Raw genomic sequence first — 16824 nt, 5'->3', positions numbered from 1 at the left:
GTCCCTCATTAAAGAAGCGCACACTTTGCCAATCTACTCCCTAGCATAGCAACTTTATTCCTCATGGCACCCATTGCAGTGCAATTGGTCAAAATACGGATAGGTCTAAATGATCGCTGGAAGTAAATATAACGAGTGAATACCACAAAGTTAATGCTAGAAGACGGGATAAGTAATGACTAAGGACTGCATGAAGAAAGTAAATCTCGACCACAAAAAAACCCTTGCCAGATGACAAGGGTTAATCTGTTTGGCGGAGCGGACGGGACTCGAACCCGCGCCCCCCGGCGTGACAGGCCGGTATTCTAACCAACTGAACTACCGCTCCTAAACTTTAATCATCACTATAAAAGCAACAATCTAAATTAGGTACTTGAGTGGCGGAGCGGACGGGACTCGAACCCGCGACCCCCGGCGTGACAGGCCGGTATTCTAACCAACTGAACTACCGCTCCACATCAAGTTGCGAAGGATAATACTGAGCAGGTAAACCCTCGTCAATAACTTTTTTGCCTAAACAAACTAATTAGTTAAAAAATAACCAGACTGTCTATTTAGAAACCCAAATAACGAGACTTTATCCTACTCGTTTTTACCCTTTCCTGTCTCTGGGATATCTTCTGGCATGGTCAAATCTATCTCATCCAGTGTGGGTCCCATCTCTTTGGCTCGCTCCTCTTCCAATCTTGCAGCCGTCACCGCTAGTGCCTGCTTGAGATTTTGCCGTTTACGCCAAATTAGCAATGCAATGGTTCCCAGCACCAAGAGCAGAGCATTGACGGTAATGATCCAAAACATGGCATCTTCTTTGGCTTTTGCCTCGGCAATAGCTGCCTTTTTAGCAGCAATGGCTGCTAACTCCTCCGCCGTCGGGGGAGGATCGGGTGGACGTACTAAATTGAAAAACTGCTCAGGCAAGGTTAACAAAATTTCTCGTCCAGCTAACGCCGTTGACGCTGCAACACCTTTGATTCGATAACTGCCAAAATCACTCACCTGAGGCAGCATTAATTGTGTTCTTGTGCTGGTCAAATCCCGTAAAGGAATGGTCAACTGCAAGCCGGCAGGGCCGACAAGCTCAAACTCAAAATAAGTGTCCGTGAGATTAAGTTGCGTGTCATCCACAAAAACTTCTATCTGCCAACGACCTGTTAATGGGTCGTCTGGCTCGATGATATCCACTGAGATAGGCATAGGCAGTAACTCAAACTCACTACGAACTTCACGACTAAACACATTGTTGGCAGCACTCACATCGAAACGATAGTGGCCCCAAGGGTGATTAAGATTTATATTCCCCGTAAATACGCCATCATCAGGTGACTCATCGAGCGCTTCACCATTGTCTTTGTAACTGCCAACAATCAGCGTACCCGCAGCAAAATTTTCATCGCCTGGCAGATGTTCACTCACAAATTTGGCAGTCCAATTGACCAAGTAATCCAGACCGGGCATCCGCATACGCTGCTCATCACCCATCAAGCTGGCCACCACCTTAATACGCTCACCTTGATAGAGTGGCTGTGGCATTGGTTCCACCTCAATATGGAGCTCTGACACCTTCTGGATGGTAGAACCTTGTGCAACGCGCCCCAATAACTGCCACGGACCAGGCATAGGCTTATCAATAGTAATGATGTCACCGCTGAGCCCATCAACCCACTTCACCGATTCAGGGTGACGAGATGAATGCCACTTACTCCCATCGGGGAGCACGATAACCACCGGGGCACTGCCATACTCTCGCTGGACGAAAAGCGTTAACTGTTCCACCATATGGTCAATACGAAAACGATTCTTTAACTCGCTAGCCTGAGTATAAGGCACGACATTGGCACTTAACTGCCCTACACTCATGATTGTCATTACGACCGCTAGGGTTACCTGCGTGAGCCATTTATTCATTGGGTGACATTTATCCTCGCCAGATACATTGTCCTGATTTCTCAACTAAATCTAACCTTTCACTATGCATAGTTAGTTCATCGGCCGATGCGGCGATCACTTTAAGATTTGCACGATTTGCATCGAGCCGCATAATACCACCACCTTCCTGACCGGCTTTCTCATTGGACAATTCAAATTTGGTTTGACCACCAGTCATGATCAAATAAACATCGGCCAAGATCTCAGCATCGAGCAGTGCGCCGTGAAGTTCACGCCGAGAGTTGTCTATGCCGTATCGTTTACATAAAGCATCTAGGTTATTTTTTTGTCCTGGATGCAAAAACTTTGCCACAGCCAGCGAGTCGAGTACCTCGCAGATATCTGTGGTTTTTGGCCCCTTAGGCTGTAATAAGGAAAATTCATGATCCATGAAACTAACATCGAAGTTAGCATTATGTGCGACGATTTCTGCGCCATCGATAAAATCAATAAACGATTGCGCGACTTGTGCAAATACCGGTTTGTCAGCGACAAACTCATTGGTGATACCGTGAACGGTTATCGCTTCTTCATCAATCAACTGCATAGGATTGATATATTCGTGATAGTGTCGCCCCGTTAGTTTTCGATTAATCACCTCGACACAGCCGATTTCGATAATACGATGCCCAAAAAAGATAGCACCGGCACCTTGGTTCATACCTGTGGTTTCGGTATCGAGAATGACCTGACGTTTTGCACTGGAGATAATATTCATAACCGTTACGCTTTTGATTAGTAATTTTGGGTATACTGCCCACATTTATCGCTATGGTAGCAACTTGATGGCTGGACTGAAACAACTCTTAATATTTACTGATGGCTCATGTTTAGGTAACCCAGGTCCTGGTGGTTACGGTGTCGTAATGAAATACCGATCACACCTCAAAGAGATGGCCGATGGCTACGCCATGACCACTAACAATCGCATGGAACTATTAGCGCCGATTGTCGCCTTAGAAGCGCTCAAAGAGCCATGCAATATTATTCTAACCAGCGACAGCCAGTATATGCGCCAAGGCATCACTCAATGGATCCACGGCTGGAAAAAACGTGGCTGGTTAACCTCGGCTAAACAGCCAGTGAAAAACGTGGATCTTTGGCAGCGACTCGATGACGCGACACAAGGACACAAGATTGATTGGCGCTGGGTTAAAGGGCATACGGGTCACATCGAAAATGAACGTTGCGATACCTTAGCGCGAGAAGCCGCAGAAGCTAAACCACAACAAATAGATAGTGGCTACATTGCTGCTCAGTGAGCAATATTAAGAAAACGCTGGCAAAAATGATCGAACGCCTCACATAGCGCTGTCGGGTTCCGGCTCTTATGACGAATGCGATAAAATTGCCGCTCTAAGGTCAAACCTGCTACATCAATGACTGCCAGTTCTTTGCGGCTAAGTTCTTTCTCTAAGGTTAATTCAGACAAAACTGCCAGCCCAGCCCCCTGCTTGACAGCCTGCTTAATGGCATCTGGGGTAGAAAAACTGAATTTTTCTTGGGGCTGCATATCTAAAGCATTCGCGGCATTAAGAAAATAATCACGGGTGCCAGATCCTGCTTCGCGCATCACCCAACTCATCCCGGTTAACGCTTTTGGCTCAACCCGTTGCCCTGCTAAAGGGTGCGCGGGGTGACAAAACACCAGTAACTTATCCTTATGCCAAGCTTCTACCTTAATCCGGCTGTCCAAACACTGGCCTTCGATAAAGCCAACCTCAGCGCTAAACTCCAACACGGCATTGATCACGGCTTGAGTATTATTGATGTTTAAATCGACCAGCGAGGAGGTATATTGTTGACAAAAAGCAACCGCGCTTTTGGCTAACAGATAGTTGCCAATTGTTGAACTAGCCGCCACATTTAATGTGCCACTAAGCTCAGCCTCAGGAGAGGAGAACAGATGCTCAATCTGCTCAACTTTGTGTATCGCCTCCGTCGCTAACGGCAGTAGCAGGCTGCCCTGGGCATTTAGGCGTAATCGGTTACCCACACGTTCAAACAAACGTGCCTCGAGTTGTTTTTCCAGTTCAGCTAATGCCATGGAAGTCGCTGGTGCAGACAAATTCATCATCTCGGCGGCTCTAGCAACCTGACCGCTTCTGGCGACCGCTTCAAAAATAGCCAGTTGTTTAAGGGTAATTCTCATCGATAATACGGATCTTTTATTGATTATTATTGTGGAGGTGTTCTGCTCTTCCCGCACTAGGGGCCGTCGACCATTTTGGCTGACGGACGCGTTTTCGCTCGCGTATCGGGGTTAGTGGTGTTGCCAGTTTTCTGGCCACTAGTAAATAAAGCGACCCACTTCCCGGCAACCATGCCTGTAATGCATGCTGCCAAATACTATCTGATTGAATCTCAGTTAAAAAGTGATGATACCCTAATCGTTCATCAGCCACGATTTGATAACCCAGTAACCCCAGCCAATCTTTTACTCGCGATGGGCGAAAAAAACGTCCACTCCAAGGCAATTTCTGCTGAAATTGAGGTAACAACTTGCCGACAAAAGCTGGGCTCAAAGGGTTAAAACCAATAATAAACAGATAACCACCAGCGATCAGCACTCTGTCAGTTTCACGCAGGACTTTGTAAGGATCGTGTTCAAAATCTAAAATAAGGCTACACACCACGGCATCAATCACCCCATTTTGTATGGGTAACTCACTAAAGTCGCCAATAACGCTCTGGTTGCTGCATGGGCCCAACGAAAACTGTCTGCCAATAGGCAAACAGCCCTTTTCAAGGGTGGCACTTAATGGACCGACACTGAGCATATGATAGCCAAAGACCTTAGGCCACCATGGGTCCAACTTATCTTCGACCGCCTCTTGGATCCACTCACCATTAGGCAAGTCTTTCCATTCCATCGGCTTGGTTGGCATAATAAGGGACACAGATATCTCCAATGCACTAGCGAGTTATTGTTGACAGGCGATCATCATAGAGCATTTGCGCCCTAAAGCGCTATACACGCAACCGTATTACTCAGTAAACTAGGCACTAAATAAACAACTTTTTATGCAGGTGACTATGTATCATATTGCGCCCATCAACGCCTTCAATGATAACTATATTTGGCTAATCACTCATGAGCAGAACGACCACGTCTTTGTTGTCGACCCAGGTGACGCCAACGCGGTAATTAACTACCTTAACCTGCATAAAATGAGTTTGACAGGCATATTCATTACCCATCATCATGCCGATCATACCGGTGGTATCGCTCAGCTACAGCAACATTACGGCAATAGTCTGACAGTATACGGCCCCGACAATGAAAACATAACGGGCTTAACCCATCCTATCTCTCCAAGCACTCAGTCCATTAGCGTGCCGTTTGAACCGACACCAATAAAAGTTATCCACCTCCCAGGCCACACCTTAGGCCATATCGCCTATTTGTTCGCAGACCATCTTTTTTGCGGTGATACCCTATTTAGTGGTGGCTGTGGTCGACTCTTTGAAGGTACGCCAGAGCAGATGCTTGCCTCTCTCAATAAATTAGCCGCTCTTGATATAAACACCTTAGTCTACCCAGCCCATGAATACACTCTAGCTAACTTGGCCTTCGCTCAGGCCGTTGACTTCGATAATAATGCTCTGAGCCAATACACTAAAGCGGCGCAACAGCTTAGGGCACAGGATAAACCAACGCTCCCGACTTCTATTGGACTAGAACGTAGCATCAACCCATTTTTACGCGCAGATAACGAAGCGATACAAGCTAGCGTCGCTCGTCATTCACAACAAGCCATTGATAGCACGCAGCGCTGTTTCACGCTTCTGAGGCAATGGAAGGACAAGTTCTAATAAATCATTTACAATAGCGCGCTAATTAAGTCCCCTTCCCCTGTTTTGATGGGTTTTGATAGAGGGACATCTTGTGAGGATTTTTCGATGCGCTTACCTTTTGTCTTTATAGCAGGGGGATTGACCCTGCTTGCTGGTTGTCAAAATTTGACTGAGCAGCCAACCCCGGCTCCTGTCACAATTAAGCCGCCTGAGACGATTGTCGCTATCGACAAGGAAGTTGTTGCGCCAACCCCCATTGAGATAACCGATGTATGGCAACGCATTCGCCTCGGTTTAGCAATGCCTATCCCCGATCAGAAATTGGTGAATCAATATCGCGATTGGTACATTAAACATCCACAGCATCTGCAACGCGTATCCGAGCGCGCGACCCCCTTTATGTTTCTCATTGTTGATGAGATTGAACGCAGAGGGCTGCCCATTGAGCTTGCACTGTTACCTATCGTTGAAAGTGCTTTTGACCCATTTGCCTATTCTCATGGTGCGGCTTCTGGCTTGTGGCAATTTACCGCCCCCATGGCGAAACATTTTGGTCTAGAGATGAACTGGTGGTATGACGGCCGTCGCGACGTACCTGCTGCCACGACCGCAGCGCTAGATATGCTTGAATACCTCTATGGTAAAACCTATCAAAACTGGCTTTATGCCATAGCGGCCTATAATACCGGCGAAGGTCGAGTGCGCAATGCCGTAAGACGTAATAAAAATAATGGCGAGCACACCGATTTTTGGTCACTCGACCTACCTCGGGAAACCGAGCGTTATGTGCCACAGTTGCTGGCACTGGCCGATGTGATCAAAAATGCTGACGCGTATGGCATATCACTGCACCCCATCAGTAATGAACCACAGCTAACCGTTATTGATATTGGTAGTCAAATTGACTTAGCGCTTGCCGCTCAAATGGCACAAATGAGTCTAACTGAGCTACATTCGCTTAATCCTGGTTTTAATCAATGGGCAACTGCGCCAAATGGCCCCCATCACTTAGTGGTGCCAGTAGACAAAGCGGAGCAGTTTACAATCGCCTTAGCTAATAGTGACAGTAAAGACAGGCTAAAATGGCAGCGCTATAAAATCCGTTCCGGTGATAGCTTAGGTCTTATTGCCCAGCGTTATAACACCACACCCTCGGCCCTTAGAGCCGTAAACGATATTAAAAACAACAGGATTATCGCTGGTAAATACCTGCTAATTCCTGTTGCGGCCAAAGACCCTTCACAGTATTTACTGTCTGCTAATCAACGCCTCGAAAAGCGTCAATCAAGCAGTGGCCGAGGACAAAAAAGTTACTACACGGTTGTTAGCGGTGATTCCTTGTGGAAAATTGCCAAGCAGCACAAAGTTAAAGTATCGAGTCTCGCCAGATGGAATGGTATGGCGCCAAAAGATACGCTTAACCTTGGGCAGAAATTAGTGATCTGGCAATCAGCGCCAAGCGGCAACAAAATCACCCGAACCGTCAATTATACCGTTCGTTCTGGTGACTCTTTGGCTCGGATTGCTAGTAAGTTCAAGGTCACTGTTGCGCAGCTAGTACAGTGGAATGCTTTATCAAATCAAAAGTACTTACAACCGGGGCAAAAGCTAACCCTATATGTCGATGTGACCAGAACGCGAGTATAAGCTCAAGTAAAAAAGCATCACGCATAACGTTTCGCAGCAATAAAAAAGCGATGTCCATGACATCGCTTTTTTTTCACGCTTAACAAATTAAGGCAGCGGCAATATCACATCAGCAAGGGCAACTTGGCTTGATTCGGTTGCAGCGCCCGCATACTTAGCCACGAGTAGGCACCCCTTAGGGAAACGGGTCAATTGCTCAGCTGTTATCGTAAAAGCCACTGTAAACTCGTCACCCGCGCCAACGACAATATCGCGTATGACTTGAGTGAACATCATGCCATCTGACCAAGCCCATAACCGCCCACCCGACGAATCGACCACCCAAAGATCGGCAGTTTTCCCCGAACGATACTGAATCGGTACGCCGTAAGGTTTGGGGTTGGTCACGGTTAACAGTACTTTTAAGCCTTTCTCGACACCAACAGTGCTTAGCTGACCTTTAAGCACTCCCTCAACCGTGACAGGATCGATCACTGTCGGCATTAATGGTTCGGCACCTTTACCTAAAACCATGCGATGATCATCGTCACCATAGCGACTCGACTTGACCACGTTAGGCACATTTTTAGCATCAGAGGCGGCAGAAAGTGTCGTTGAACTACAACCAGACACAGCAGAAAGCACCGCACAGTGGAGCAATAGTTTTAACCTGTTCCGCATTAGAAACCACCAAGCTTTTTAAACAAGCCATCTTTTAACTTTTCTGTCGCCTTTTCTGTTTCTTGCTTCAATTTGGCATCGAAAAGTGCTTCAGTATCTAGACCAAATTTGGGCTCAGTGGCAGTACCTGTAATTGAAAATGGGATCTCAATACCTTGTAATGCATCACGCTCGCCACCGCCTTGCCCCTCTAATGAGCCAACCACAGAGGAGGTTAACTTGTAATCAATCGCCTCAGAAATAGCATTCACAGTTCCTTTGCCTGCTAGACGAATTAACGGCGAGGCCATGGCTAAGTCGGGATTTGTTACTACCCCTTTTGCCATCGAGAAGCTCCCCGTAAGGCTGGTAAAGTCGGTTTTTTTCTCTCCAGCACCACTAGCACTGAGATCACCGCTTAATTTAGCCTGTGCATCGCGGATCATTTGCGGAATATTGACACCATACAGCGCTCCATCAGCCACTTCAAATTGTCCTTTTGCCACTAAATTACGCTTTATATTATCGGGAATTAAGCTCTTACCTGAACCCGATACAGAGAAATTAGTGGTACCAGCAAGCATGTCAACGCCAGCTGCATCAGTCAACAGCGGTCGAACCTGAATGCCGGAAATTGATTTGTCAAAACGATAACTCGCAACGGACTGACGTCCATCTAGCTGTGCCTTGGCTTGCAACTTGCCTTGATAAAGATCGGCAGAAAGTTGGCTTAAGTCTAGCACCCCATCTTTTAGCCCCAGTTTCATCATCCAGTTAGTGGTTTTTAGTTTGGCCACGGTCACCGATTTTATCCGCATGTCAAACTTAAGGTTAACCGCTTTCATTCCAGACAGATCAGGCTCTTTGGCAGAACCTGAAGCCGTTTGTGTGGTCTGTTCCTGGTCCGTGTCACTTTTAGGCATCAACTTATCTAAATCAATATCGCCCAACTCAAGCGACGCCACAATAGCCGGCACCTTGGCACCATAATCAACATCAAACTTACCACTGGCTTGTATCTCAATGGCAGAAAACTCAGACAGCAAACCACTCACCTGTTTTTGGTTGAGATCCAAGGTTAAGCTAGTCTTAAGTGCCACTGTCATCGCTTTATTGAGTATCGCTTCACCTTTAATGTCGTTGCTGATAGCAAAATTCTCAATTTTAATTTGTGCCAGGTTTTCTGCCACGGTCAATTGCCCAGCGCCTTCGCTGCTCACAAACATATCAGGTAATGTGGCGGTAAAACGATAAGAAAAATCAGCAACCTGTCCCAACGAAAACTCACCAAGAGCAAATTTTTCAAGCACAAACAACTGCGTGGTTGTGGAGGCTTCATCGAACAGGTGGATCTGGGTATTGGTAATCGTAACGCCACCAATATTTAACCGCTTAATTTGTGCACCACTGCCCGCTTGATCAGGTGCTTGTGATTCAGACTTAGCGCCCTCTTTGCCATTTAATCCATCTAAACTAGTGCGACCATCTTTATAGGTGTCTAAATATACGGTTAAGCCATCTAAGTTTAGTTGTGAAATTTCAACCTCCTTACTTAGCAGCGGCATTAACGCAACTTCGGCAACCATATTATTAACCTTAACCATATCGCTATTTTTAAAGCCTGTAGGGTTAGATAAGCTAATATCACCCAGCGCAATACCTATGCTAGGAAAGAAGGTCCAACTTAAATCTTGGTTAATACGCAACTCACGACCCGTTTGCTCTTTAACCGCATCAACAATTTGCGGCTTAAAATCATTCGGATCGAAAACAAGGGTTAAATATCCAACCAATAGGATAAATAACGACACAAAAGCAATAAGTATCCATTTTACTATTTTCATAACAGATTCCATCTGGAGTTATACCAACAACTTAAAGAAGATGTGACAATGACAATGCTTCATCGGTGACCGCAATACCATTATCATCGGCATACAGCATCATGCCTGGTTTAATTATAACGCGATCTATCTCGACAGTAACATTAACATCCCCGATATCGCGCTTATCTGTTTTAATCGGATTAGCACCAAGTGCTTGTATACCGATAGGCATTGTTTTTAGTGCTGCCACATCTCTAACGTAACCATTGATCACTATCCCACTCCAACCATTATCGACAGCACTTTGCGCGATCATATCCCCAAGCAATGCCCGCCGATTTGAAGCGCCGCCATCGACCACTAACACTTTACCCTCACCAGGTTGTGCTAAGACCTGCTTAACTTTTGAGTTATCCTCATGGCACTTAACCGTGACAATTTCGCCCCAAAATATGTTTTTATGCCCATATTGCTGGTAATGAGGGGCAAGTAAATGAAGTTGCTCTTCATAGTTATCGAATAGATCAGGAAGTAGGTCTAACATAGATGCCTCCATGGCAAAATTAATGGGTTCGCTCTCTAATTTACTATAATTAATAGTCAAAAAAATTAAAAATTGATGAATAAAAAATCAATTGCTTTTACTCACCTTGATCTCACTCTATAATCGACACTTAAGTAAAACCTAATGCCATTTCATACTGGTGTTCCGATTAATCCGTCAACCCATAGCGATTTAGAATGAACCAGACAGATGAATTAAATCACGCAATTGCCGCACTCGATAAATATGGTTATGACAAAAAAAATACCAGCGGACTAGAGCAAGCTCGCACCCATAATCAGATGGAAACCTACTTAACGTCACTTGATTATAATTTGAGAAGATTGCTCATATTACAAGAGGTGGTCAATAAACTTGTCGATGATGAGAAACATAAGCAGCGTCAACAAGAACTGTTGCAAACCTATAGAACTAAGATCATCCATCTCTCACGGGAGTATGAGATCACCTTTGACCAAGTGGTCGCTATCATGCAACAGCAAGCCGAAAAACGTTAATGGCCCAACTCCGCTAGGAAACAGGCCATTTACATTACACTTTAAAGCTTGAGACTAAGGTCTCTAATTCACTAGAACCGGCTTTAATCATCTCGCTGGCATCACCAATTTGAACACTCTTTTGTTGATTTTCGAGGGAGATATCGTTGATTCTGGTCACGTTCATATTAAGCTCGGCGATCACAGCGCTCTGCTCTTCTGTCGCCGCGGCAATTTGAATATTCATATCAGAGATCTGTTTTATCGATGACTTTATCATTCCCAATGAATCAACCACTTCGGCAGTTTCTGAAACCGTTTCTGCCGATTGGTCCTTAGCACGTATTACCGAGTTGTTAACGCTCTCTATCGCATCTCTAATTGCATCGATAATACTATTGATCTCTTGGGTTGACTCTTGAGTTCGACTAGCCAGGGTACGTACCTCATCCGCCACAACAGCAAAACCACGACCAGCTTCACCTGCTCGCGCAGCCTCAATAGCCGCATTAAGCGCCAGCAAATTAGTTTGCTCTGCAATGCCAACGATAACATCGAGTATTTGACCAATTTTGCTCGAACTGACCTGTAGTTCCTGGGTCACTCTCGAAGAGACTTCTAACTCTTGTGATAGCGAGGTGATTTTTGCGACAGCACTATCAACCACTTGGTTGGTTCTATCGGCTTGACCGTCTGCATCACTTGCGCTATCGGCCGCAAGTTGTGCATTTGACGCCACTTCAGATGCCGCCATAGACATCTCATTGATGGCTGTCGCCACACTCTCGGTTTCAGCCTGCATATTACTAGTGACAGTACTTGCCTCAGCAGAGATATCGGCCAGTCCAACAGCGAGATCGCGACTATGGCTTACCGATGCAGAAACTGAGGTAACTAAGGATTGAATTTTAGTCACAAACGCATTGAAACTGGCTGCGACTTGTTGCAGTTCATCATTACCAGACGCTTTCAGCCGTAGCGTTAAATCCCCATCGCCACTAGCTATATTCTCAAACGCTGCGATGGTTTGTTTCATTGGTGCAGAGATGCTTCGTGAAATCAGCCAAAGTAGCAGAATAACGGGTAGCCATACTAAGATAGCGATAACAAAATAGCTTAGCGCAAACGCCGTCATCTGTTGATCAATATCGTCGACATATATGCCCGTTCCTACTATCCAACCCCACGGCTTAAACCGTTTAACAACACTCATTTTCGGGCTGGGTGCCGTTGCATTAGGTTTGTTCCACATATAGTTAATTAGTGCATAATCGGAATTTGCTGTGCCAGTCACCACCTCCTGAAACAACAGCACACCATTTGGATCTTTCATTCCAAGTACATTTGTGCCGACCAACTTCTTAGCAAAAGCGTGCTGGACCATATTACCTTGCCTATCTAAGGTCCAAAAATATTCATTACCACTGTAACGCAGCATATCCAGTGCTTTTATCGCTGCAGTCTTTGCCTCATCTTCACTCATCATCCCTTGCTGAGCACTATCGTAGTAACGAGCAATCACCTTCTCCCCCACATCAGACAGTGATGACAATTTTGCTTGTTTCTCCGCCAGCAATAACCCCTCAATGTTTGTTAACGCAAACATAAACATGATGATGGTGGCGACAATGGCTAATGCTAACATCACGATCAACCGACTAGATATTTTGATCTTTCTAAACAAGTTGTTTATTGATTCCATCTTCCCACCTCGCCATACATGCTGAGGACGCTATTCCTTTAAATCTTGTTCATCAAGCTACTTTTGTCAAAGGTTGCCAACAGTAATCCGTTGCCTAAGATCACCCACCAATTTTCGGTAATATCTATTTAGTGATAGCTAAAGCACAAAAAATTAAGCGAGATCACAGTAACGCTCTAAACTTAAAAAACAACATCCGCTTTATACTCAAAGGGTTTAATGAAAAAACTTGCGATTTACACCGCTATTCTGCTCCTAGCCGTCGGAGGCGTTGGATCTGGATATTATCTATCCCAATCGGCAGACATGGAACCGACAGATAAACTACGTATTGCCATGTCAACGACACCATTAAGTGCACCGATTATTATCGCGCGCCAATTAGAGATTTTTAAAAAACATAAAATAGATGTTGAACTGATGCCATTTCGAGGCGGGCACCTCTGTTTTGAAGCCATGATGACGGGCCAAGCTGACTTAGCGACAAGTTCGGAGTCTGTTGTCATGTTCAACAGCTTTGAGCGGCAAGACTTTCGCCTATTAGCTAGCTTTGTTGAATCTGATAATGATCTAAAGTTGATAACTTATGGCACAGATGAAAAACCAGCGATTACCGATCTTAATCATCGTAAAATAGGGATGGTCAAAGCCAGTGCCAGTGAGTTTTTTGTTGATGCATTTTTAATTATCACTGGACAACATGATCTCAGTATAGAAAAAGTCTATTTGCCACCACAAGACTTAGGGCCTGCGCTGATCGCTGGAGACGTTGATGCTATTTCGGTGTGGGAACCCTTTGGGTATCAACTCAACCGAGCTCATCCCGATAAAATTTATCAATTTCCAAGTAAAGGGACTTATAACCTCTCTTTCAACTTGGTGAGTACAAAACAACATGCTCAAAGCCATTATCGACAGCATGTAAAGGTGTTAAAAGCGATAGATGAAGCGCAGTTGTTCATAGCCAAATATCCTTTGCAGGCGAAACAGATAATTAGTGAATACTTGAAAGTGCCGCTAAATGAGTTGGAGTGGACCTGGAGTGACTATGTGTTTCGGCTATCCTTAAACAACTCTCTATTATCCAACTTACAAACACAAGGACGTTGGGCAGTCGCTAGAGAGAAGACCATAGCACTATCTGTGCCTGATTTTAGGACTTTACTCAATGATAAAGCATTACGTCATGTCTTAGAGAGTAGCAAGGAAGATTAACTCACCATGATAAACACGCGCTTGAAAATTATTCTGTTAATCAGTTTACTATTAACCAGCATAATCATTGCGACTTTTATTGCCTTAAAGCATCTACAAGACGCTAACTTTGATCGCTTGGATTATATTATGCAGACAGAAAATGCAGTAGACACCTTACGAAGTCGGCTGTGGATACTGCAAGAATTCCAAGATGAAGAAGCGTTAACACAAACAAAAGCTGCCCACGACATTCTCAGTCAACAACTTAGTACTCACCACTTCAAAAAAATTGCAATCACCTCTATTTTTACCAATCTAATTAGGATGAATGACAATTTAGGAGCACTACTTACCTTCGCAGATAAAGGCCTCGCCACCACGACAAAACACGGTATCACAAGCACCAATGGTATGTTAACGGCACGATTTAATATGACCTTACAAGCCATGAGCGAGGAGTTAACCAGTGCGCAAAGCTTAATGATTCGACATGTTGCCCACCAGCAGAAAATTATTCTCTATTTTGCCATCTGTATCCTATTGTTAGGCTCGTTAGCGCTTTTACATCAAATCCAAGCAACCTTAAAAGTTTTTAACCAAAGCCTTCTTAGGTTAACTAAAGGGATCCTGCGCCTCAGCAAAGGCGATCTGCAGACAAAAATTATGATACAGCAAGACAATGAGCTGTCTGACGTCGCCGAGCAATTCAATAAAATGACATTAAGGCTCAACGAAACCACCATAAAAAAAGAAGCCCTTCAGTTTGAAGTTCAGCGACAAACTCAGCAACTTCAAGCACAACACGAAAAACTCAAATTCGTCGCTGAGCATGATGACCTAACCCAACTTTATTCTCGCAGTGCTTTCGAGCGTCAAATCGATACAGCCATCGCTCGGTGCCATAGAACAGGGATTCATGCCGCCTTGTTGTTTATCGATCTGGACAAATTTAAACAGATTAACGATTCTTTAGGCCATCACATTGGCGATCAAGTCTTAGTCGAGTGTGCAGCGCGTTTACTCAAATCAGTAAGAAGTTCTGATATTTGTGCCCGTATAGGTGGTGATGAGTTTGTTATCTGGCTTGAGCCTATCAGTGGGCTATTAGAAGTTAAATTGGTATGCGACAAAATACTGAAAAATTTGTCGCAACCCCTAAACCTACCTAGCCATCAAGTTCGGCTTGAGGCCAGCATAGGCATCGCCCTGCTGCCCAATGATGATGTCGCCCGTCAAGCCCTCATTAAGATAGCGGACGATAACATGTACCTTGCAAAGCTTACGACTGGTAATAGCTACCAGTTCAGTGAAAGCGCAAATAGTGCACTAAACAACCTTCACTTTCTTTGAAGCCACATTAGTCTTTTTAACTAATTTGGCTGACTTAAAACGGACAATCAACAAGCAAATAAATATCCCTAGATAAATAGAAGGCTCAATAACTTCAGACTTTACTGACCAGTAAAAATGAATGGGTGCCAGCAGCGCAAGTAGATAAATACTGTTATGCAGATTTTGCCAGCTTCGGCCCATTTTCCGCCGAATACGGTTAAATGAGGTAACAGCCAATAGCACCAAAATCAGATAGCCCGATGCACCAACCAAAATATAGGGACGTTTAACAATCTCACTGGCTAACAATTGCCATTCAAATAACAGATCTAAACTCAAGAATGAAAAAATATGCAAAGACGCATAGCCAAACACATAGAGGCCCAATAAACGCCTAGTCTGCATCAATACCCCGAGTTTAAATCGTTTGGCAATCGGCGATACCAGTAATACCGCAACTAAGGCGTTGAGTGCGCCCATCCCTGTATAATGAATAATATACTGCACCGGATCACCACCAGCACGTTCACTCAGCACAGTAAACAACAGATAACAGAAGGGTAAAATTGCCAACAGGTGAAGCATCACCTTGATTGGCAGAAGGTGTTTTAAGGATAAACGCACGACAAACTACTCCAATCACAAAACCTGAGGGTTATCTTCGACAGACCTGCATAGCCTAATAAAACCGACTTAAATCCATACCTTTATAGAGGTGCGCAACTTGCTCCCCATAGCCATTAAATGGCTTTGTTGCTATCCGAGTTGCTGAAAATATACCGCCCTCACCGATACGGCGCTCAGTTGCTTGAGACCACCTTGGATGATCGACCTCGGGGTTCACATTGGCGTAAAAGCCATATTCATTGGCAGCAAGTTGATTCCAACTAGTAGGCGGTTGCTTATCCATCACTCGGATACGGACAATCGATTTAATACTCTTGAAACCGTATTTCCATGGGACGACTAAACGGATCGGCGCACCATTCTGTGCGGGTAACGTTTTGCCGTATAACCCCACGGCCATAAATGATAAATCGTTCATGGCTTCATCAAGGCGTAGCCCTTCGATATAAGGATAGTGAATACCACCGCCCATTAAACGGCTCTTTTGACCAGGCATCTGGTCAGGGTCAAACAAGGTCTCAAACGCCACGTGGGTTGCCGACGATTTAACCCCAGCCTTTTTAAGTAATAAGGCCAATGAGAAACCGACCCAAGGAACAACCATCGACCATGCCTCGACACAACGTAAACGGTAGATACGCTCCTCGAGCGCAAACAGCTTAGTCAAATCATCTAAATCTAACGTTAGCGGGTTATCCACTAATCCTTCAATTTTTAATACCCAAGGATCAACTTTAAAACCTTGTGCATTATCAACAGGATCTGTTTTGCTGGTGCCGAACTCATAAAAATTATTATGGGTTATCACTTTTTGCATTGGGGTGAGTGTCTCTTTTAACCCAAATGCACTGTTTTTGGTGAAGTCGAGCACTTGGGTCACAAAAGGATCAACGGCTTTGTTTTCTCCAAACAGCTCAAAAAGGCCGGCCTGAACATGTCCGGGGATACTTGCACCTATCGCACCAAGCCCTAAGGCTTTAATGATGTTACGTCTGTCATTAAACACGCCCTCCGGGGTGACACTGTTTTCTTTTTCATTCCAGCTAGAAGCAGACTTAATCTTGCCAAATTTAGTGCTTTTCACTCACA

At 44.8% G+C, this 16824-nt stretch carries 16 protein-coding genes and 2 tRNA genes; 6 read left to right on the top strand and 12 right to left on the bottom strand.

What is annotated here, in order from left to right; all coding sequences use genetic code 11:
* Nucleotides 1-251: 251 nt before the first annotated feature.
* From L876_RS0117495 to dnaQ, 4 genes are all read right to left on the bottom strand, one after another.
* Nucleotides 252-328: transfer RNA gene (locus L876_RS0117495), tRNA-Asp, on the bottom strand.
* Nucleotides 329-378: 50 nt separating this feature from the next.
* Nucleotides 379-455: transfer RNA gene (locus L876_RS0117490), tRNA-Asp, on the bottom strand.
* Nucleotides 456-582: 127 nt separating this feature from the next.
* Nucleotides 583-1866, bottom strand: a complete 1284-nt coding sequence (locus L876_RS0117485; RefSeq protein ID WP_248674659.1) for a TIGR03503 family protein — start codon at nt 1864-1866, stop codon at nt 583-585.
* A gap of 49 nt (nt 1867-1915) precedes the next feature.
* A complete protein-coding gene (dnaQ, locus tag L876_RS0117480) occupies nt 1916-2644 on the bottom strand; it encodes a DNA polymerase III subunit epsilon (RefSeq protein WP_028764984.1) in 729 nt (242 codons plus the stop codon).
* Nucleotides 2645-2711: 67 nt separating this feature from the next.
* Here dnaQ and rnhA point away from each other — a divergent pair, with 67 nt between their 5' ends.
* Nucleotides 2712-3188 carry a ribonuclease HI gene (rnhA, locus tag L876_RS0117475; protein ID WP_028764983.1) on the top strand — a complete coding sequence of 159 codons (477 nt, stop codon included), beginning with the start codon at nt 2712-2714 and terminating at the stop codon, nt 3186-3188.
* On the opposite strand, the gene L876_RS0117470 is transcribed toward rnhA, so the two are convergent.
* Nucleotides 3182-4078 carry a LysR substrate-binding domain-containing protein gene (locus L876_RS0117470; protein ID WP_028764982.1) on the bottom strand — a complete coding sequence of 299 codons (897 nt, stop codon included), beginning with the start codon at nt 4076-4078 and terminating at the stop codon, nt 3182-3184. The two genes, rnhA and L876_RS0117470, sit on opposite strands and share 7 nt — an antisense overlap.
* A 16-nt stretch (nt 4079-4094) precedes the next feature.
* Nucleotides 4095-4814: a class I SAM-dependent methyltransferase gene (locus L876_RS0117465; RefSeq protein ID WP_156029451.1), complete on the bottom strand. Its 720-nt coding sequence runs from the start codon at nt 4812-4814 to the stop codon at nt 4095-4097.
* Nucleotides 4815-4962: 148 nt separating this feature from the next.
* On the opposite strand from L876_RS0117465, the gene gloB reads away from it, so the two are divergent.
* Nucleotides 4963-5742 (top strand): hydroxyacylglutathione hydrolase, encoded by a 780-nt coding sequence (gloB, locus tag L876_RS0117460; protein WP_028764980.1) that lies wholly within the window; start codon nt 4963-4965, stop codon nt 5740-5742.
* Between the two features lie 87 nt (nt 5743-5829).
* A complete protein-coding gene (locus L876_RS0117455) occupies nt 5830-7371 on the top strand; it encodes a lytic transglycosylase (RefSeq protein ID WP_028764979.1) in 1542 nt (513 codons plus the stop codon).
* A gap of 87 nt (nt 7372-7458) precedes the next feature.
* Here the strand turns inward: L876_RS0117455 and L876_RS22030 are convergent, their stop codons facing one another.
* From L876_RS22030 to L876_RS0117440, 3 genes are read right to left on the bottom strand one after another with little or no spacing between them, the layout of a single operon-like run.
* Nucleotides 7459-8031 (bottom strand): BsuPI-related putative proteinase inhibitor, encoded by a 573-nt coding sequence (locus tag L876_RS22030; protein ID WP_051413174.1) that lies wholly within the window; start codon nt 8029-8031, stop codon nt 7459-7461.
* Nucleotides 8031-9854 carry an AsmA family protein gene (locus L876_RS0117445; RefSeq protein WP_028764978.1) on the bottom strand — a complete coding sequence of 608 codons (1824 nt, stop codon included), beginning with the start codon at nt 9852-9854 and terminating at the stop codon, nt 8031-8033. Before L876_RS0117445 ends, L876_RS22030 begins: the two co-directional genes overlap by 1 nt.
* A 31-nt stretch (nt 9855-9885) precedes the next feature.
* Nucleotides 9886-10380: a putative 4-hydroxy-4-methyl-2-oxoglutarate aldolase gene (locus L876_RS0117440; RefSeq protein ID WP_028764977.1), complete on the bottom strand. Its 495-nt coding sequence runs from the start codon at nt 10378-10380 to the stop codon at nt 9886-9888.
* 197 nt (nt 10381-10577) lie between these two features.
* Here L876_RS0117440 and L876_RS0117435 point away from each other — a divergent pair, with 197 nt between their 5' ends.
* Nucleotides 10578-10898, top strand: coding sequence for a hypothetical protein (locus L876_RS0117435; protein WP_028764976.1), 321 nt, complete (start codon nt 10578-10580; stop codon nt 10896-10898).
* A gap of 34 nt (nt 10899-10932) precedes the next feature.
* Here L876_RS0117435 and L876_RS0117430 read toward each other — a convergent pair whose 3' ends face one another.
* On the bottom strand, nt 10933-12579 hold the full coding sequence (locus L876_RS0117430) for a methyl-accepting chemotaxis protein (protein WP_028764975.1): 1647 nt from the start codon (nt 12577-12579) through the stop codon (nt 10933-10935).
* A gap of 219 nt (nt 12580-12798) precedes the next feature.
* Between L876_RS0117430 and L876_RS0117425 the strand changes: the two genes are divergently transcribed.
* Both L876_RS0117425 and L876_RS0117420 read left to right on the top strand, forming a co-directional pair.
* A complete protein-coding gene (locus tag L876_RS0117425; RefSeq protein WP_028764974.1) occupies nt 12799-13794 on the top strand; it encodes an ABC transporter substrate-binding protein in 996 nt (331 codons plus the stop codon).
* 129 nt (nt 13795-13923) lie between these two features.
* Complete coding sequence (locus tag L876_RS0117420) at nt 13924-15126, top strand: GGDEF domain-containing protein (RefSeq protein WP_162149009.1); 1203 nt, start codon at nt 13924-13926, stop codon at nt 15124-15126.
* Here L876_RS0117420 and msrQ read toward each other — a convergent pair.
* Entirely contained in the window at nt 15103-15732 is a 630-nt protein-coding gene (gene msrQ / locus L876_RS0117415) for a protein-methionine-sulfoxide reductase heme-binding subunit MsrQ (RefSeq protein ID WP_028764972.1), read from the bottom strand. The genes L876_RS0117420 and msrQ overlap by 24 nt on opposite strands.
* 55 nt (nt 15733-15787) lie before the next feature.
* A complete protein-coding gene (gene msrP / locus L876_RS0117410; RefSeq protein WP_037429159.1) occupies nt 15788-16819 on the bottom strand; it encodes a protein-methionine-sulfoxide reductase catalytic subunit MsrP in 1032 nt (343 codons plus the stop codon).
* Nucleotides 16820-16824 lie beyond the last annotated feature (5 nt).

The organism is Shewanella colwelliana ATCC 39565, from assembly GCF_000518705.1.
GTDB classification, from domain to species: Bacteria; Pseudomonadota; Gammaproteobacteria; order Enterobacterales; family Shewanellaceae; genus Shewanella; species Shewanella colwelliana.
This window is presented reverse-complemented; position numbering and strand designations above follow the sequence as displayed.